General features: G+C 69.3%; 14 protein-coding genes. 6 read left to right on the forward strand and 8 right to left on the reverse strand.

Going from position 1 to position 18801, the window contains the following annotated elements:
* Positions 1-22: 22 nt before the first annotated feature.
* The gene (locus tag AC1KAT_RS02335; protein WP_480322378.1) at positions 23-2179 is read right to left on the reverse strand and encodes a M66 family metalloprotease; all 2157 of its coding nucleotides are present in this window, start codon (positions 2177-2179) and stop codon (positions 23-25) included.
* 345 nt (positions 2180-2524) lie between these two features.
* Here AC1KAT_RS02335 and AC1KAT_RS02340 point away from each other — a divergent pair, with 345 nt between their 5' ends.
* The gene (locus AC1KAT_RS02340) at positions 2525-4072 is read left to right on the forward strand and encodes a DEAD/DEAH box helicase (protein WP_480322380.1); all 1548 of its coding nucleotides are present in this window, start codon (positions 2525-2527) and stop codon (positions 4070-4072) included.
* Positions 4073-4388: 316 nt separating this feature from the next.
* Positions 4389-4925 (forward strand): hypothetical protein, encoded by a 537-nt coding sequence (locus AC1KAT_RS02345; RefSeq protein ID WP_480322382.1) that lies wholly within the window; start codon positions 4389-4391, stop codon positions 4923-4925.
* Positions 4926-4958: 33 nt separating this feature from the next.
* Here the strand turns inward: AC1KAT_RS02345 and AC1KAT_RS02350 are convergent, their stop codons facing one another.
* The 5 genes from AC1KAT_RS02350 to AC1KAT_RS02370 form a co-directional block, all read right to left on the reverse strand.
* Positions 4959-5807: a 2OG-Fe(II) oxygenase gene (locus tag AC1KAT_RS02350; RefSeq protein WP_480322384.1), complete on the reverse strand. Its 849-nt coding sequence runs from the start codon at positions 5805-5807 to the stop codon at positions 4959-4961.
* Positions 5808-5893: 86 nt separating this feature from the next.
* Positions 5894-6682 carry a peroxide stress protein YaaA gene (gene yaaA, locus AC1KAT_RS02355; RefSeq protein WP_480322386.1) on the reverse strand — a complete coding sequence of 263 codons (789 nt, stop codon included), beginning with the start codon at positions 6680-6682 and terminating at the stop codon, positions 5894-5896.
* Between the two features lie 105 nt (positions 6683-6787).
* Positions 6788-6967: a hypothetical protein gene (locus AC1KAT_RS02360; protein WP_480322388.1), complete on the reverse strand. Its 180-nt coding sequence runs from the start codon at positions 6965-6967 to the stop codon at positions 6788-6790.
* 198 nt (positions 6968-7165) lie between these two features.
* A complete protein-coding gene (locus AC1KAT_RS02365) occupies positions 7166-10390 on the reverse strand; it encodes an error-prone DNA polymerase (RefSeq protein WP_480322390.1) in 3225 nt (1074 codons plus the stop codon).
* Positions 10391-10473: 83 nt separating this feature from the next.
* Positions 10474-10908 (reverse strand): helix-turn-helix domain-containing protein, encoded by a 435-nt coding sequence (locus AC1KAT_RS02370; RefSeq protein WP_480322391.1) that lies wholly within the window; start codon positions 10906-10908, stop codon positions 10474-10476.
* Positions 10909-10985: 77 nt separating this feature from the next.
* On the opposite strand from AC1KAT_RS02370, the gene AC1KAT_RS02375 reads away from it, so the two are divergent.
* From AC1KAT_RS02375 to AC1KAT_RS02390, 4 genes are all read left to right on the forward strand, one after another.
* Positions 10986-11480: a DUF2938 domain-containing protein gene (locus AC1KAT_RS02375; RefSeq protein WP_480322393.1), complete on the forward strand. Its 495-nt coding sequence runs from the start codon at positions 10986-10988 to the stop codon at positions 11478-11480.
* A gap of 77 nt (positions 11481-11557) precedes the next feature.
* Entirely contained in the window at positions 11558-11794 is a 237-nt protein-coding gene (locus AC1KAT_RS02380) for a DUF2798 domain-containing protein (RefSeq protein WP_480322395.1), read from the forward strand.
* 55 nt (positions 11795-11849) lie between these two features.
* On the forward strand, positions 11850-13232 hold the full coding sequence (locus AC1KAT_RS02385; RefSeq protein ID WP_480322397.1) for a TAXI family TRAP transporter solute-binding subunit: 1383 nt from the start codon (positions 11850-11852) through the stop codon (positions 13230-13232).
* A 135-nt stretch (positions 13233-13367) separates the two neighbouring features.
* A complete protein-coding gene (locus AC1KAT_RS02390) occupies positions 13368-15182 on the forward strand; it encodes an aminopeptidase P family protein (RefSeq protein WP_480322399.1) in 1815 nt (604 codons plus the stop codon).
* 33 nt (positions 15183-15215) lie between these two features.
* On the opposite strand, the gene AC1KAT_RS02395 is transcribed toward AC1KAT_RS02390, so the two are convergent.
* Together AC1KAT_RS02395 and AC1KAT_RS02400 are read right to left on the reverse strand one after the other, a co-directional pair.
* The gene (locus AC1KAT_RS02395; RefSeq protein WP_480322401.1) at positions 15216-16427 is read right to left on the reverse strand and encodes an HlyD family type I secretion periplasmic adaptor subunit; all 1212 of its coding nucleotides are present in this window, start codon (positions 16425-16427) and stop codon (positions 15216-15218) included.
* 14 nt (positions 16428-16441) lie between these two features.
* Positions 16442-18721: a type I secretion system permease/ATPase gene (locus tag AC1KAT_RS02400; protein WP_480322403.1), complete on the reverse strand. Its 2280-nt coding sequence runs from the start codon at positions 18719-18721 to the stop codon at positions 16442-16444.
* Between the last annotated feature and the right edge of the window lie 80 nt (positions 18722-18801).

An 18801-nucleotide genomic window follows, 5' to 3' on the forward strand; every position in this document is an offset into this window, starting at 1 on the left:
CGGCGGCGCGGCGGCCCCGCGGTCAGCGCGGCCGCGTCACACGCATGCTGTTCAAGCCATCAGAGAGACTGAACTCGAAGCTGCCGCCGGCCGGCAGAGCCCCCAGCGGCAACGCGACGCTGCCACCGCGCAGGTCTTGCGCAAGCGTGGCGCGGGCCGCGCCCACGTGCGTCACCGTGAGGTAGGGGAAGCGCGCGTGGTCCCAGGTGAGGTGCAGCGAACCGGCCCGCTCGGTCACCTGCAGCGCAGACGCCGACAGGGCTGCAGCCGTGCCAGCGCTGCCCGGCAGTTGCTTGCTGATCGACCCGCGGCTGGCCGCACTCGACTGGGCCTGCATCAGCGCCTGCCCGGCACGCAACACGCTCACGCTGTAGATCGTGCCCGGGTGCGGCACGGTGAAGGCGAAATGCTGGGCGCCATCGACGTGGTCGACCTGCTGCGGCGCGAAGGGGTACTCGACCACGCCGCTGGCCGTGGTGATGCGCAGCACGTACGGCCCGGCCTCGGGCAACTGGGCCTCGCCGAACAGCGACTTCAGCGGCGACAGCTCGGCCCGGCCGGACTCGATCTGGCCGCTGACGAGCAACAGCTCTTGCGGGCCGCTCGCCATGGCCGACGCCTGCGTCACCGTGCGGTCGGTGGGCGTCAGGTGGATCTGCATGCGGCGGTAGTTGTAGTCGGAGAAGGTGTCTCCGCTGCAGTAGCTCATCATGTCGTAGCGGTCCGTGCGGCGCGGGTCCACGAAGGCCCCGGTGTCGAGGTTGTACCCCCAGATGTAGCGCCCTTCCATGCCCAGGCGGCCTTCAGGGTACGGGTAGCTCGGGTCGGTGCCCGAGGGGCCGCCACACGGCGCGTGCGGCAGGCTGAGGTTGTGCCCCAACTCGTGGGTGAGCGTCTGCCGCACGGTGACCGGCGCGTTGGGCAGGTCGAGGCCGAGGGCGGCGTTGCCGGGCATGTAGCCCAGGCCGGCGAGCCCATAGGTGCGCTTGGGCATGAAGCCGTAGTAGTAGGTCTGGCGCGAGGCCTGCTCCATCAGGCGCAGGCTGGCCAGTTCGGACAGCACGCGGGTGAAGGCGGTGCTCCACGCGTTCTCGGTCGTCGGCAGGCTCGTCACCGCCTGCGGCACGTAGGGCGCTCGCACCCGCACGGTCACGCTCGCGACCGGCACACGCGCCTGCACGTAGCGGTCGATGTCGGCGACGACCTGGCCGGTGGTGGTGCCCAGTTGCACCGGCACGGCCACGAGCGTCAGCGCCACACCACCGCCGACGCGCGGGTAGATGGTGGTCGGCACCTGGCCGTTCGCCAGGCTGACGCTCAGGCGCATGTCGGCGCGCACGCGGGCGGCCGGCACGAGCGCGGTGTACGCGTTGGTGGTGGTGGGCACCATCGGCACCGCGGTTGGCAAGTCGCCGGTCGGCGGCGTCAACACGATCTGCTCGACCAGTTGCCCGGTCGCGGTCTCGACACGCAACACGCCAGCGGGCTTGGCCTGTTGGGGCTGGGTGCTCGTGGCGTACACACGGACCATCACGCTCTTGTTGGCCACCAGCACCAGTTCGCGGTCGTCGCTCGGGAAGACGAATGACTGCGCCAAGTCAATGCGGGCCACTCGGGCGGACGAGGCCGGTGCGGGTGCCGGTGCCGGTGCAGGCGTGGGTGCCGGTGCTGGCGTGGGGGCAGGGGCAGGCGACGGCGGCGCGGGGGCCGGCAGCGGCGGGGCGGGCGGCGGGGGCGGTGGGGGCGGTGTCGGTGCCGGAGGCGGCGGAGGAGCGGGCGGCGGCGACGACGACGTCAACGCGTAGCAGGCCTTGATCGACCACGGCGCCGGGTTCTGGCCGAAGAACGCCGCAGTGCAGGCGCCCGTGCCGTTCACGGTGCGCACCACCCAACGGTCCGACGCGCCGAAGCGCACCTGCTGCGGGCCCTGTGTCGTGAACGACTGGCCCTGGTACGCGATGCGCACCCAGGTGTCTGCCGCCTCGACGGTGCCGCTGCCATCGGCCGGCGCCGCGGCTTGCGCTTCGGCGACCACGCCGTCGTTGCCGCCGCCGCCGCAAGCCGTCAGCGCCACCAGCGCGCTGAGGGCGCCCAGCACCTGCAGGCGGTGGGCACGGGTGGCAGCAGCGGTCGGCTCGGGCTGCGGACACGGCGCGGCCACGTTTGTCTCGTGTGTCATGTGGAGAGTCCCTGGTTGTTGTCGCCATGCCGTCGAAGGCCCGAAGCGGGCTCGCGCACAGCCAGAAGCACCCCGCATGTTGGCGTGCCTGCGCAGGTCGTCGCGCTACCGCCTGTAAGCAGGCGGGACATTGCTGTGCCGACGCGCAGGGCCGATAAACCTTCGAAATCGTGCCCTTCTTCGCGCGTGGGCCGGGAGGCGCCCGTTAGAATCGCGCCCCAGCAGCGCAGACACCAGTCACTGTGTTGCGGTCACTCTGACCCGGGCCTTCGCGCTCAACCCCGTCTCTTCTGCCTGCGACTGGCGCTTGAACCTCAAGCGACAGGCCGACCTCTCTCATCCCCCATGACCTTCGAATCCCTCGGCCTGGCCGAGCCCCTGTTGCGCGCCATTCGCGAACAGGGTTACACCTCGCCCACGCCCATCCAGGCACAGGCGATTCCTGCCGTGCTGTCGGGCGGCGACCTGCTCGCCGGCGCACAAACCGGCACCGGCAAGACCGCCGGCTTCACGCTGCCGATGCTGCATCGTCTGTCGCTGGTCACGCCGCCGCGCGACGCCAAGGGCCGCATCCCCATCCGCGCGCTGATCCTCACGCCCACTCGCGAACTCGCCGCGCAGGTCGAAGAAAGCGTGCGCACCTACGGCAAGCACATGAACCTCACGTCGATGGTGATGTTCGGTGGCGTGGGCATGCAGCCGCAGATCGACAAGCTGCGCAAGGGCGTGGACATCCTCGTCGCGACGCCCGGCCGCCTGCTCGACCACGCGCAGCAACGCACGCTCGACCTGAGCAAGATCGAGATCCTCGTGCTCGACGAAGCCGACCGCATGCTCGACATGGGCTTCGTGCACGACATCAAGAAGGTGCTGGCCCTGGTGCCGGCGCAAAAGCAGAGCCTGCTGTTCAGCGCCACCTTCAGCGACGAGATCAAGGCCCTGGCCGACCGCCTGCTGAACAAGCCGGCGCTGATCGAAGTGGCCCGGCGCAACCAGACCAACGACGCCATCGCGCAGAAGGTGCACCCGGTTGGCCGCGAGCTGAAGAAAGACCTGCTCGTGCACCTCATCAAAGAGAACGACTGGCACCAGGTGCTGGTCTTCACGCGCATGAAGCACGGCGCGAACCGCCTGGTCGAGCATCTTGAGAAGAACGACATCAGCGCGATGGCGATCCACGGCAACAAGAGCCAGAGCGCCCGCACCAAGGCGCTGGCCGAGTTCAAGACCGGCGACCTGCAGGTGCTGGTGGCGACCGACATCGCCGCGCGCGGCATCGACATCGACCAGTTGCCGCACGTCGTCAACTACGAGCTGCCCAACGTGCCCGAGGACTACGTGCACCGCATCGGCCGCACCGGCCGTGCCGGCGCGCAAGGCGAGGCAGTGTCGCTGGTGTGCGTGGACGAGAACATCTTCCTGCGCGACATCGAAAAGCTCATCAAGCGCGAGATCCCGAAAGAGGTCATCGCCGGCTTTGAGCCGCACCCGAGCGAGAAACCCGAGCCCATCGTGCTGGGCCGCATGACCATCGGCGAAGGTGCCGGCCGTGGCGGCTCGCGCAATGCGCGTGGCGGCCGCCCGGGTGGTGGTGGCGGCGGTGGTGCGGGTGGAGGCCAGGGCGGCAATGGCGGCCGTGGCCGCAACGAGCGCGCACCGCAAGGCGGTGGTGGCCGACCGGCGCAGCCGCAACGCCAGGCACAAGGCCAGGAGCCCCGCAAGGGCACGGCCGCCCCCGCGCGCCCGGCCACGCACGGCCACGACGCGCCGCGCCACGCCCAGCCGGCGGCACGCCCGCACCACGCGCCCGCCTCGCCGCAACGCAGCGAGCCGCGCCGTGACGGCAACCGCAGCAGCAACAATGGGCCGCGCCTGACGCAACCCAAGCGATGAGGCAACGTGCACACGGCCCGCGTGGCCGGTGTGCACATGAACGAACAGCCGCGCCGGCCTCGCCCGCGCGGCTGTTTTCTTTGGCCTGCGCGAAGCGCGGAGCAAGACATAACCGCACACGCAGCCCGCCTACCGCCGCGGGAGCATCTGCGACACAGGCACACTCGGCCGTCTTCGGCGAGCCGCACGGCGCCCCCCGGTTGTCACGGGTTGTTGCCACCTCGCCCACAAAGCCTCCAAGGCTTGCAACTTGTCGCGGCTCGATACACGTACGCCGCGCTGCGCCTTTAAGGTCGCACGATTCAGGAGCTGCAAGATGATGAAAACACCGTGGCACACCGCCTGGCATGGGCCCGACATCGTGGTCTACCGTGACGACCAGGAAGTGGACCGCTTCGCCGCCGCCGACGCGCAACGCGTGATCTTCGTTCACCGCGGCGCGGGCGACACCCCGGGCGACCTGGCGTTTGCCGTGGTCGAACTGGCCGACGAGTACATCCTCTTTCCGGCCGAGACGGGCTTTGCGGGCCGCGTGCATTTCGAGCGCGTCAACTTCTGGGAAGACAAGCGCTGCGTGTACTGGGTGAGCGAATCGCGCGCGCCCCTGCCCGGCCGCCTACGCCGCGGGCTGTGGCTGATCGGCCCGGCCAATCCAGTCTACCGACGCGTGCCGCGCAACGAACTGCAGGGCAGCGTCGAACGCTGGCCACTCACCGGCCCGCAGACCTGGGAGCAGCGCAAGTGGGAACGTATTGCCCAGAGCCGCCCCTTCGGCAGCAGCCAGCCGGCGGCGCTCGACACGCTGCAAGGCCAGAGCCCGGGGCCGGGCCAGGGGCAGAAACGCCGCGCCTGAGCGCGCGGCCGGGGCAACGAACGAAGGCGCCGGCTACTCGAAGCGCCCTTCGCGCATCCACTTCGTCGCCACCCACTTCTCGCCGGCCGTGACCGGAGCGCCCCCATGCAGCGTGCGCGTGCTGGGGTGCGGGCGGTCGTAGCTGAAGAACACCGCGTTGCCCTTGACGGGTGCGACCTCGACCTTCACGTCCGGAAAGGTCGTCGCGCCGCCGCGCTCGGGGGTGTTGAGGTACATGACCAGCGTACCCACGCGCTGGCCACCGCGCTTCAGGATGTTGGGCGTGCCGGGCTGGGCAGGGTCGAAGTAGTCGTAGTGCGGCTTGTACTCGGCGCCGGGCCGGTAGCGCAGGATCTGCAGGCCCTCGCCGTTGTCGAGGGGCCAGTTGACCAGCGCGGCGATGCGCTCTTCGATGCGCCGGCACAACTCGTTTTCACCGCGGTCGAAGAACATGCCGTCGCTGGTGCGCGCGGTGTTGACTTCGCTGGCGCCGGTGCTGGTCACCACCGTCTCTGATCGTGCGAGCCGCGCACTCGCCAGTTCGACCAGTTGGTCGCATTCGTCGTGCGTCAGCAGGTTGCCGAACACCACCACGCGCGGCTCGCGCATGGTCATCACGATGTCGACGGTGTGGCCCCCGACGGTGATCGACGCGGGCGACTCGGCGAGGTCCGGCTCGGGCACCGGGACCGGCGGTGGCAGGTTCTGCAAGACCGTCTGGTCTTTCAAGAAGCCTTGCAGCGTTTCTTCGAGCGCGGCGATGGCCACGTCTTCCGTCCAGCCGCTTTCCATCATGGACTTCAGCACCTGCATCGGGCTGCGGGCGGCCTTGGCCTGGTCAACGATCCACTGGCGCAGTTCGGGGGTGATTTGCTGGCTCATGCGGCCATTCTGCCGCGAGGCAAACCCGCGACGCCAGCGGCAGTTTTGCGCCTCGTCAGCCGCCCGCTCGCCTCGCGCGCGGTCCGTCAACCGTCGTTCAGGCGGCGGCGAAATACCAACCGGTGCGGCTGCGACACCTCGGGCGCGAAGGCGTAGCCGTCGAGGTTGAAGCCTTCAAGCGCCTTGGGCGTGGCCGCGCGATGAACGATGGCGTAGCGCGCCATCAGCCCGCGCGCCCGCTTGGCGAAGAAGCTGATGATCTTGTAGCGGTCGCCCTTCCAGTCTTCGAACACGCACTCGACGATGCGCGGCTTCAGCGCCTTGCGGTCAGCCGCCTGAAAGTACTCTTGCGACGCGAGGTTGACGATCACCGGCGTCGCGTCTTTGGCGGCCTGCTTGTTGAGGTGCGCAGCCAGGCGGTCGCCCCAGAACTCGTACAGGTTGCGGCCCCGCGCCGTGGCGAGCGCAGTGCCCATCTCCAGCCGGTAGGGTTGCAGGCGGTCCAGTGGGCGCAGCACGCCATAGAGACCACTGAGGATGGCGAGGTGGCCTTGCGCCCAGGCCAGGTCGTCGGCGCTCAGGCTGCGGGCTTGCAGGCCGTCGTACACGTCGCCGTTGAAGGCCAGCACGGCAGGCCGGCTGTTGCGGGTGGTGGACCGGCGCGACCATGCGGCATAGCGGCCGACGTTCAGCGTGGCAAGCGCCGGCGAGAGGTCCATCAGGCCGGCGATGTCATCGGCCGACTGCTCGCGCAGCACCTCGATCAGCTCGGCCGAATCGGCCAGGAATTGCGGCGTGGTGGCGGCCTCGGCGATGGCCGGGTCGAGCGGGGTTTCGTAATCGAGCGACTTGGCGGGGGACAGCAGAAACAGCATGGCGCGAGGCGGTGGACATCAAGGGAGAGCGGCGAAGCCCCTTCGGGCCGCCGCACTCTACCCAATGCCACCGTGCGCGCCGCACGGCCGCGTCGGCGCGCCGGGTCAGTTCGTCGCGTCTTTCACCTTGTCGCCCGCACGCTCGATCTGCTCGCCGGTCTGCTGCACGGCGTTGTCGAGGCTCTTGCCTGCACGCTCGGCCGGGCCTTCGTTGGGCTGGCAGGCGGCGGTGGCAATCGACATTGCCGCGACGAAGAAATAGATCGAGGTCTTGGGGGTGAACATGGTGGGCTCCTGGGGCAGTGACAGCGAGGGCGGTTTGGATGCACCACCGCGTGGGGCGGCAGGCGTTCATCGTTGGGATGAACTGTAGAAATTCGCCCGCGCCCTGTCGGCCGGAAGGCGGCGGGTTCGGCTGTGCGTGCCGTCCTACAACCCTGCCGCCGGGTGGGGTTCTGCGGCTCGGCCCGGCGCCTCAATGACTCAGTGAAAGTCGCGGCTGCGCGTCACCAGCCCGTTGAGCAGCTCGGTGTGGTCGATGAGCTTGGCCGCCACGAGGTGCATCACCGCGCGTTCGCCGTCGCCTTGGCGTTGCCACTGGCCATAGACCGTCAGCAGCCGCGCGCCCACCAGCGGCCGGCGCTGCGCCTCGGCCACGCGCGGCCACACGACGACGTTGATGGCGCCGGTTTCGTCTTCGAGCGTGACGAAGATGGTGCCCTTGGCCGTCCCAGGCCGCTGGCGGTGGGTGACGAGGCCGCTGGCCCGCGCGAGCCGGCCGCTCGGGTACGTGCGCAGCACGGCCGCCGGCTGCACCTGGAAGGCCGCGAGCTGCTCGCGCAGCAGCGCCACCGGGTGGCACTTCAGGCTCAGGCCCAGGGCGCGGTAATCGGCCAGCGTGTCTTCGGCCGCCTGCGGGGCGCGCAGTTCGACAGCCGCTTCGTGCAGGCGCGTGTCGCGCAGCAAGGCGGTGGCGCGGGTGTCGATGCCAGCCACCACCCAGGCCGCCTGGTGGCGGTGGCCGATCAGGCCGCGCAAGGCATCGGCCTGCGCCAGCGCGTCGAGTTCGTGCGCGTTGAGGGCGGCGCGCCGGGCGAGGTCTTCGACGCTGTCGAAGGGGCGCGCGGCGCGGGCCTCGACCACGAGCTGCGCGGCCAGGTCGTCGAAGCCGGCGATGCGGTTGAGGCCGAGGCGCACGGGGTGGCGGCCCACCGGCGCCTGCGCGCCCTCGTCCATCACCAACTCGGTCTCCCACCCGCTCAGCGTCACATCCACCGGCCACACCTCGACGCCGTGCTCGCGGGCGTCGCGCACCAGTTGTGCGGGGGCATAAAAACCCATCGGCTGGCTGTTCAGCAGGCCGACCAGAAACGCATCGGGGTGGTGGCACTTGACCCAGCTGCTGACGTAGGCCAGTTGCGCAAAGCCGGCGGCGTGGCTTTCGGGGAAGCCGTACTCACCGAAGCCCTCCATCTGCTTGAAGATGCGCTCGGCGTAGTCGCGCGCATAGCCGTTCTGCACCATGCGTTCGACCAGGCGGTCGTGAAACGGGCCGAGGCCGCCCTTGCGCTTCCAGGCGGCCATGGCGCGGCGCAGTTGGTCGGCCTCGCCGGGGGTGAAGTCGGCGGCGATCATGGCGATCTGCATCACCTGCTCTTGGAAGATCGGGACGCCCTTGGTGCGCCCGAGTGCCTCCCACAGGCCGGGCGGGCAGTCGGTGTCTTCGATGCGCAGCGCGCGGTTCTTGAGGTACGGGTGCACCATGCCGCCCTGGATGGGCCCAGGCCGCACGATGGCCACCTCGACCACCAGGTCGTAGTAGGTGCGCGGCTGCAGCCGCGGCAGCATGCTCATCTGCGCGCGGCTTTCGATCTGGAAGACGCCGATGGTGTCGGCCTTGCAGATCATGTCGTAGGTGGGCTTGTCTTCTTGCGCGATGTCGGTCGCGCCGAAGCTCGCACGGCCGAGCTTGCGCGCCACCCACTCGAACGAACGCCGCAGCGCGCTCAGCATGCCCAGCGCGAGGATGTCCACCTTGATCAGCCCCAGCGTGTCGAGGTCGTCCTTGTCCCATTGCACGACCTGGCGGTCCGCCATCGCGGCGTTTTCGACCGGCACCAACTGCTCGATCTGCTCGCGCGCGATGACGAAGCCGCCCGGGTGCTGGCTCAGGTGGCGTGGAAAGCCCACCAGTTGCGCCGTCAACTCGCACCACAGCTTCACCAGCGCCGCGTCGGGGTCGAAGCCGTTTTCGCGCAGCGACTCGGGCGGCATGCCGCGCCCGTCCCACCACTGCCGGCCCTTGGCCACCGCGTCGATGCGCTGCAGGTCGATGCCCAGCGCGCGGCCCACGTCGCGCACGGCCGAGCGCGGCCGGTAGCTGATGACCACGGCGGTCAGCGCCGCACGGTGCCGGCCGTACTTTTTGTAGATGTACTGGATGACCTCTTCGCGCCGCTGGTGCTCGAAGTCGATGTCGATGTCGGGCGGCTCGCCGCGCTCGGCGCTGACGAAGCGCTCGAACAGCAGCGTGGCGTGGGCCGGGTCCACCGAGGTCACACCCAGGCAGTAGCAGACCAGCGAGTTGGCCGCACTGCCCCGGCCCTGGCACAGGATGTTCTGCTCGCGCGCCCAGCGCACGATGTCGGCCACGGTCAGGAAGTACGGCTCGTATTCGAGCTTCTGGATGAGCGCGAGCTCGTGCTCGATCTTGTCGCGCCGCTCGTCGGTCAGCCCGTCTTGCAGGCGCGAGGGCGCAGCGGCGAAGACCAGCTTTCGCAGGTGGCTGGTCGGTGTTTCGCCCTCGGGCACCAGTTCGCGCGGGTACTCGTACTTCAGCTCTTTCAGCGAGAACTTGCACTGCCCGGCCAGCCGCACGGTGTTGTCGAGCCACTCGCGTTCGTACAGGCGCGCCAGCCGCAGGCGCGAGCGCAAATGGGCTTCGGCGTTGGCTTCGAGCTGCCAGCCGCATTGGGCGACGGGGGTGTTGAGCCGGGTGGCGGTCAGCACGTCGAGCAGCGGCTTGCGCGAGCGCACGTGCATGCGCACACCACCGGCCGCCACGATGGGCAGGCCGGTGAAATGGGCGACGCGCCGCACGGTGGCGACCAGCTCGTCATCACCCGGACGGTTGAGCAGTTCGAGGGCCAACGCCGCGCGCTCTTGAAACCAGGTCTTGAGCCACATCGCCTGCGCGAACACCGTCTCGAACGACTGGGTGGCCTCGGGCACCAGCAGCGCCAGGCAATCGGGCAGGCCGGCGAGCGTGGGCGCGTGGGGCACCTTGCCTTCGATGTCGCCGGGGTGGGCCAGGTAGGCGCCCTTGGGCGCGCGCTTGCGGGCCACGGTGATCCAGTGCGAGAGGTTGCCGTAGCCCCGCCGCGTTTGCGCCAGCAGCACGAGGCGGCGCATGCCAGTGTCGCCGGGGCCCGCGACCGGCCCCAGCCCTGAGACTGGCGTGGTGGCCGGCGCGCCGAGGCGCATCTCGGCCCCGACGATCAGGTGCAGGCGCCGCGCCTCGGGCAGCGCCTGCACCGCTTCGTGGGCCCGCACCACGCCGGCCAGCGAGCACTCGTCGGTGATCGCCAGCGCGCTGTAGCCGAGCTGCGCCGCCCGCTCGACCAGTTCACGCGGGTGCGAGGCGGCGGCAAGAAAGCTGAAGTTGCTGCGGCAGTGCAGCTCGGCGTAGGGGGGAAGGGAATGACGCATCGCCCGGCTCCGCCGCGAATCCAGACCGCGACGGGTTTGCAGAATACTGTATTTATATACAGTTAACTGCAAAACCAGGTCGGCTATTTGACGGGCACTGGGCGTTCGCGGCGCTTGGGGGGCCGGCTCTCCAGGGCCCCAGACGCGGCGGCCTTGAGCAGCCGTTGAAACGACGGGCATTCCGCGTGGCTGGGGGCCGGGCAGGCGGCGGCGTGACGCAGCCCATCGCTCATTGCCTTCAGCCGCTTGACCCGGCGGTCGATCTCGTCGGCCTTGGCCGAAAGCATCTGGCGGTCGATCTGCGCGTGGCCGGCGGGCGTGAACATCGCACGGATCTCGTCCAGCGAGAACCCACCCGCCTGCCCCAGGGCGATCAGCGCCAGTTGGTCGAGCACCGCGGGTGAAAACCGCCGCCGGGCGCCCTGCCGGCCGAGCGAGGCGATGAGCCCGCGCTCTTCGTAGTACCGCAGCGTCGAGGCGGGCACGCCCGAGCGCTTGGCGACTTCTGCAATGTCCATGGCCGCTTGACTTCAAGTTGACTTGAACTTCTATGCTGCCTTTCATCTTCTCGACCGTCAACGACAAGGAGCCCGCCATGACCGACTTTCAAGACCTCGCACGCATCGCCCTCATTGGCGCGGGCGCCACCGCCTTCATGGATGTGTGGCTGCTCGCGCTCAAGCGCCTGGGCGTTCGCGGCCTCGATTTCGCGCTGGTCGGCCGCTGGGTCGGCCACCTCGCGCGCGGCACCGTGGCGCACCGCGCGATCGCCAAGGCCGAGCCCGTGCGCGGCGAGCGGGCCCTGGGCTGGCTCACGCACTACGGCGTGGGCGTCGCGTTCGCGGCGCTGCTGGTGGCCATCGAAGGCGTCGCCTGGGTGCGTGCACCGACGGCCGGGCCCGCCCTCGTGCTGGGGGCGCTGACCGTCGCGGCGCCGCTCTTCGTCATGCAACCCGCCATGGGGGCCGGCTTCGCCTCGACCAAGACACCGACACCGCTGAAGAACTGCCTGCGCAGCCTGGCCAACCACACGGTGTTCGGCCTCGGGCTGTACCTCGCGGCCTGGCTCGTCGCCGCGGTCTGGCGCTGAGCCAAGCGCACATCGCCTGGGCTCATCGCCTGAACCCCTCGCCTGTTCCACCCCTCCACTTCGAAAGGACCCTTGAAATGATTCCTGCCAAATTCGCCCCCTTGCTGTTCGGTCTCTTGCTGTCGGGACTGATGTCGCTGCTGGTCTCGGGCATTGCCACCCTGAGGGCTGTCGGCTTCGTGGCCGACTGGCCGCCGCTGTGGCTCAGTTCGTGGCTCACCGCCTGGCTGTTTGCCTTTCCGGTCGTGCTGGTGGTGGCGCCTCTGGCCCGCAAGGCGGTGGCGCTGCTGACCGCCCCGCCCCCACAAGGCTGAAGCCTTGCGCGGAGCCATGCACGGCAGGGGCGCCAAGCTTCTTAGACTCGCGTCCATGCCCCAAGCCCTGCGCAACACCCTGCTCTCTGCCCGCGACCTGCTCGCCACCGCCGGCCCCTTCATCGCCCTCACCCTGGCTTTGTTGCTGGTGGCCTACTGGGTGCTCGACCCGAATCCACCCCAGCGCGTGGTGCTGGCCACGGGCGTCGATCAAGGCGCCTACGCCGAATTCGGCAAGCGCTATGCGGCGCTGCTCAAGGCGCACGGCATCACGGTGGAACTGCGGCCGACCCAGGGCGCGGCCGAGAACCTCGCGCTGCTGCGCGACCCGAACTCGGGTGTGGACCTCGCCTTCATGCAAGGCGGCGCCGACGAGTCGCAGAACGGCCGGCGCGACGCGGGCGACGACGACCCCGACGCCGACCTCGTCTCGCTCGGCAGCCTGTTCTACGAGCCGGTGTGGCTCTTCTACCGAGAAGACGCCGCCCAGCGCCTCTTGCCCAAGGGCAGCACCGAGCTCACCAGCTTGGCACAGCTGCCCGGCTGGCGGCTCAACATCGGCGCCCCCGGCAGCGGCGTGCCGGGCCTCGTGCGCCACCTGCTGGACGTGAACCGCATCGACCCCGCCACGCTCACGCTGTCGCAGCAGCCGCAGACGCCCGCCGTGGTGGCCTTTCTCAGCGGCGACCTCGACGCGGTGGTGTTCGCCTCGGCCCCCGAGTCGCTGATGGTGCAAATGCTCTTGCAGACCCCGGGCATCAAGCTCTTCAGCTTCTCGCAGGCCGACGCGTACTCGCGCCGCCTGCCCTTCTTGAGCCCGGTGGCGCTGCCGCGCGGCGTGGTCGATCTGGCGCGAGACCTGCCGCCAGCCGACGTGCGCCTGGTCGCTCCCACGGCCACGCTCGTGGCGCGCGACAGCACGCACCCGGCGCTGGTGCAGCTGTTCGTGCAAGCGGCGCAGACCATCCACAGCGAGCCGGGTTGGTTTCAGCGCAAGGGCGATTTTCCCAGCGCCCGCAACATCGAACGCCCGCTCGACGCCGAGGCCGAGCGCTTCTACAAGAGCGGCCCGCCCTTCCTGCAGCGCTACCTGCCCTTCTGGCTGGCGAACCTGATCGACCGCATGTGGGTGGTGCTGGTATCCATCGTCGCGATCCTGATCCCGATGTCGCGCGTGGTGCCGCCGCTGTACCAGTTCCGCATCCGCTCGCGGGTGTTCCGCTGGTACGGGCAGTTGCGTGCGATCGAGAACGCACAGGGCCGTCGCCCGCTCGACGAACTGCTCAAAGAGCTGGGCGATGTCGAAGAGCGCGTCGGCCGCGTCACCGTGCCGCTCAGCTACGCCGATGAGCTGTACTCGCTGCGCAGCCACATCGACCTGGTGCGCTACCGGCTGCAGACCGGGCAGCCTGCCGAGACGGCGCCCAAGGGGCCCTGAACCGGTCTTCACAGACCCCCTAAAACTGTTACCCCGCTTCAGAACCCTTCGAAGCCGTCGCTGCAACACGGCTCCTAGAATGGTTTGCAATCACTCCGCCGCGGCTTTGCACTGCGGCTACGCACGAGGCAAACCATGGACACTCGCACCGACCCGATCCGCCTGCGCCTCGAACGGGTGCGCGACGCGCTGAAGCAGCGGGGGCTGGCGGCGCTGCTGGTGCCCTCCAGCGACCCGCACCTGTCCGAGTACCTGCCCGGCCGTTGGCAGGGCCGCGAGTGGCTGTCGGGCTTCACCGGCTCGATGGGCACCCTGGTCGTCACGCTCGACGGTGCGGCGCTCTTCGCCGACAGCCGCTACTGGGTGCAGGCCGAGGCCGAACTGGCCGGCACCGGCATCGAGCTCGTCAAGATCCCCACCGGTGCGGCCTCGCACCACATCGACTGGATCGCCTCGCACCTGCCCACCGGCCAGGCCGTCGCCGTGGACGGCAGCGTGCTCGGCCTCGCCGCCGCCACTCAGTTGCGCAACGGCCTCGCCCAGGCCGGCCTGCAGTTGCGCACCGATGCCGACGTGCTCGACGGCAGCGTCTGGCCCGAGCGCCCCGCGCTGCCCACCGCGCCGGTCTACGAGCACCGCGCGCCCCACGCGCCGCTGCCCCGCGCGGCCAAGCTCGCGCAGGTGCGTGAAGCCATGGCGCAGCACCGCGCCACGCACCACTTCATCTCGACCGTGGACGACGTGGCCTGGCTCTTCAACCTGCGCGGCGCCGACGTCCAATACAACCCCGTCTTCATGGCCCATGCGCTGCTGGGCCCGCAAGGCGCCACGCTCTTCGTCGAAGCCGGCAAGGTGCCGGCCGACTTGGCCACGGCGCTGTCGAATGACGGCGTGGCACTCGCCGCCTATGCCGAGGCCGGCCCCGCCCTGCGCGCCCTGCCCCGCGACGCCAGCCTGCTGATCGACCCGCGCCGCGTCACGCTCGGCCTGCGCGAGCACGTGGCCGAAGGCGTGAAGGTCATCGAAGCCATCAACCCCAGCACCTTGTTCAAGAGCCGCAAGAGCGCGGCCGAGGCCGAACACATCCGCGAGGCGATGGCCGAAGACGGCGCGGCGATGTGCGAGTTCTACGCCTGGTTCGAACAGGCGCAGGGCCGTGAGCCCCTCACCGAGTTGTCGGTGGACGAGCACCTGAGCGCCGCCCGTGCGCGCCGCCGGGGCTTCGTGGGCCTGAGCTTCCCGACCATCGCGGGCTTCAACGCCAACGGCGCCATGCCGCACTACCGCGCGACCGAGGCCTCGCATGCCGCCATCGAAGGTCACGGCTTGCTGCTGATCGACTCGGGCGGCCAGTACCTCGGCGGCACCACCGACATCACGCGCGTGTGGCCCATCGGCACCGTGAACGCGGCGCAGCGGCGCGACTACACGCTGGTGCTCAAGGGTACGCTGGCGCTGAGCCGCACGCGCTTTCCGCGCGGCACGCTGTCGCCCATGCTCGACGCCATCGCCCGCGCCCCGCTGTGGGAACACGGCCTCGACTTCGGCCACGGCACCGGCCACGGCGTGGGCTACTTCCTCAACGTGCACGAAGGGCCGCAGAGCATCTCGAAGGCCATTCCCGAGCCGCACATGGCCATGGAGCCCGGGATGATCACCAGCGTCGAGCCCGGCCTGTACCGGCCCGGGCAGTGGGGCATCCGCATCGAGAACCTGGTGCTCAACGAGCCCTTCACCTCACCCGAAGGCAGCGGCGAGTTCGGCGACTTCCTCGAATTCGAGACGCTGACGCTGTGCCCCATCGACACGCGCTGCATCGAGCGCTCGCTGATGCGTGACGACGAGATCGCGTGGCTGAACGCCTACCACGCCACCGTGCGCGAGCGCCTGGCACCGCGCGTGAGCGGCGATGCGCTGGCGTGGCTGAACGCGCGCACGCAGGCGATCTGATTCGGCCCATGTGGTGGGGCCAGGCGCGAGGCCTCAACGCTCGCGGAAGGCCTCTTGCGACTTCATCATCGGCCGCAGGATGAAGCTCAGCACCGAGCGTTCGCCGGTGCGCACCTCGACCATGCCGGTCATGCCGGGCAGCACCGGCAGGGGCTTGCCCTTTTGCTTGAGCGTGTTGCGGTCGGCGCGCAGCATCACGCGGTAGTAGGTCTGGTCGCTCGACGCCTTGTCGACGTCGCCCAGCGCGTCGGGGCTGATGTAGTCGATCTTGCCGATGATGCCGCCGTAGGTGGTGTAGTCGTAGGCGGCGAGCTTCATCTCGGCCTTTTGGCCGACGCGCACGAAGCCGATGTCTTTGGGCTTGATGCGCGCTTCGATCAGCACGCGCGAGCTGATGGGCACGATTTCCATGATGGGCGCGCCGGGCGAGATCACGCCGCCCACGGTGGCGATGCGGATGTTCTTGACCAGGCCGCGCACCGGCGAGGTCAGCACCGTGCGGCGCAGCACGTCGGCGCGGCCGGCGAGTTGTTCTTCGATCAGCGCCAACTCGGTCTGTGCGCGCACGAGGTCGGTGCTGGCGGCTTCGCGGAACTTGTTGGTGCGCTCGCTGCTGGCCAGGTGCAGGTCGTTGACCTGTCGGCGCACGCGCATCACTTCGACTTCTGACATGAGCCCCTTCGAGGCCATGGCCTCGGCCACGCCCAGCTCTTTCATCAGCAGGCCGACGTTGCGGCGGTTCGACGCGATGGCCTCGTCGAGGGCGCGCTTGCGAGCGTTGTAGGCGTCGGTTTCGCCTTCGACGATGCTGGCGACTTCGGCCACCTCTTTCGGAAAGACGAGCACGCGACCGTTCGCCTCGGCGGTGAGCCGCGCGATGGTGCCGAGGATGGCCAGGCGCTTGGCCTCGCCTTCGTTCTGCTGCGCCTCGAAGCGCGTGGGGTCGATCTGCGCCAGCTCTTGCCCTTCGTGCACCTGCATGCCTTCGCGCACGTGCAGCTCGCGCAAGATGCCGCCTTCGAGGCTGGCGATGACCTGCTCGCGGCCTTCGGGCACCACGCGAGCGTCAGCGCGCGTGACCTCATCGACGCGGGCGATGGCCGCCCACACGATGGTGCTCACCACGACGACCAGCATGAGGTACAGCGCCCACGAGGTCTTCGGAGTCGATTCGACGATCATCGCGGCCCGCACGTCGGCCATGAAGGCGACGTCGTTGCCGAGGGATTCTTTCTTCTTGGCCATGGCTCAGGGCGACATCAAACAGCCGCCTCGCGCTGCACGGGCTGCGTCGAGGGGTGCATGTGCACGTTGGGCGGTGCGCCCCCGGCGGTGGGCGCGGCCGATGCCGCCGGCTTCTGGCCCGAGAGCGCGGCCAGTACCTGGGCCTTGGGTCCGTCGAGCACGATCTTTCCGCCATCGACCACCAGCACGCGCTGCGCGAGTTCGAGCACGGCCGGGCGGTGCGTCACCATGATCAGCGTGCGGTTGCCGATCACCTCGTTCAACTGGCGCAAGAACATGATTTCGGACTGCGCGTCCATCGAGCTGGTGGGCTCGTCCATCAGCAAGATCTGCGGCTGCGTGACGAGGCTGCGCGCGAGCGCGACCAGTTGGCGCTGGCCACCCGAGAGCAGGCCACCCATCTCGCCCACCTGCAGCTCCCAGCCCATGGGGTGCGACGAGATCACGCGGTCCAGTCCCGTGAGGCGCGCCACCTCGCTCAGCCGTGCGGCATCGACCGACATGCGGCCCATCAAGACGTTTTCTCGCAACGTGCCCTTGAAGAGCCGCGGCTCTTGCGACACGAAGCCCACCTTCGATCGAAAGTCGGCCGGGTCGATCTGCCGCAGGTCGATGCCGTCGACCTCGACCATGCCGTCGGTGGGCTGGTACAGCCCGGCCAAGAGGCGCAGCACGGTGCTCTTGCCGCTGCCGATGCGCCCGAGGATGGCCACGCGCTCGCCCGGTGCGAAGCGCAGGTTCACGCCCTTGAGCACCGTGGGCGCGGTTTCTCCGGTCTGCGGGGGATACGAGAAGCTCACCTCGTGCAGGCCGATCTTGCCGGTGACCTGGTGGTTGGCGACGTAGGTCTTGCCGGCCTCGCGTTCGATGGGCAGCTCCATCAGCTTGTCGAGCGACACCATGGCCGCCCGCGCGCCCTGGTAGCGCGTGGCCAGGCTCACCACGCTCGACAGCGGCGCAATCGCGCGGCCGGCGAACATGATCGAGCCGATCAGCGCGCCGCTCGACACGTCGCCCGACTGGATGAGGTACACGCCGACGACCAGCATCACGAGCGTGATCATTTGCTGCGCGCTGCTCGACAGGTTGTTCGTCCACGCCGACAGGTTGCGCGCGCGCAGCGCCGATTCGGCGGCGCCGGCGGTGGCCTCTTCGTAGCGGCGAAGAAAGCGGCCTTGCGCGCCGCTCGTCTTGAGGTCTTCGAGGCCCTCGACGGCTTCGACCAGCACGCCCTGCAGGTCGGCCTGCTGCGTCATGTTGTTGCGCATGGACCGGCGCAGCGAGCCCTGCACCACCAGGCACAGCGCGACGATGATCGGAATGGCCAGCACCAGCACCCAGCCCAACGGCCCGCCGATCACGAAGACCATGGCCACGAAGAGCACGATGAACGGCAGGTCGGTCAGCACCGACAAGGTGGCCGACGCGAAGAAGTCGCGCACCATCTCGATCTGCCCCAGGTAATGGGCGAAAGAGCCAGCCGAGTCGGGCTTGTGCTCCATGCGCACGGCGAGCGTCTGGCGAAACATCAGCGAGCCGATGATGAGGTCGGCCTTGCGGCCGGCCACGTCGATGAGGTGGCTGCGCAATTGCCGCGCGATGAGGTCAAAGGCCACCGCGATGAAGCCGCCCGTCACCAGCGCCCACAGCGTGACCATGGCCTGGTGCGGAATGACCTTGTCGAACACGACCGCCGTGACGAGGCCAATCGCCAGCATGAGCACATTGCTCAGCAGCGCGGCAATCATGGCCGAGCGGTAATACGGGATGAAGCGCCGCATCGTGCCCCACAGCCAGTGCGCGCCGGGGTCGCGCAGGATCTCGGGCGAGGTGATGTTGACCTGCGGTTTGGGCGTGGCCACGAAGGCGAAGCCCGTGTATTCGGTGGCGAGTTCGTCTTCGCTTGCTTCGCAGCCGTGGTCTTCAGGCCCGGGCATCACCACGCGGTAGCGCAGCGGTTCGCCCTTGGCTTCGGGCAGGCGCTCGACCACGATGGCCGCGTCGCCGTTCTTCAGCAGCAGCACGGCCGGCAAGAGCAGCGAGTGGATCTCGCCGATCTTGCGCTGGATGAGGCCGGCGTTGAAGCCGGCGTCGCGCATCAGCTTGACGGCCTGATCGGGGCCCAGCGCCTTGTCGAGCGACACGCCGGCCAGCAGCGACTCGGCCGAGCGCTCGCGGCCATGGTGCCGGCTGAGCCACACCATCGCCTGCAGCAGCGCGTCTTGCGCCAACGGCGACGCCGCCCTTGCAGCAAAGGCGGCGGGGTCGAATGACGGCTCCTGGCGCTCGGTCATGTCGGGCGGCTAGAGATACCGGGGTACGGCGACGAACTTTCAACGCAAAGGCGCAAAGAACGCATCGGGCGCAAAGGTCT

This window comes from Piscinibacter sp. PDB5-1 (genome assembly GCF_056676035.1).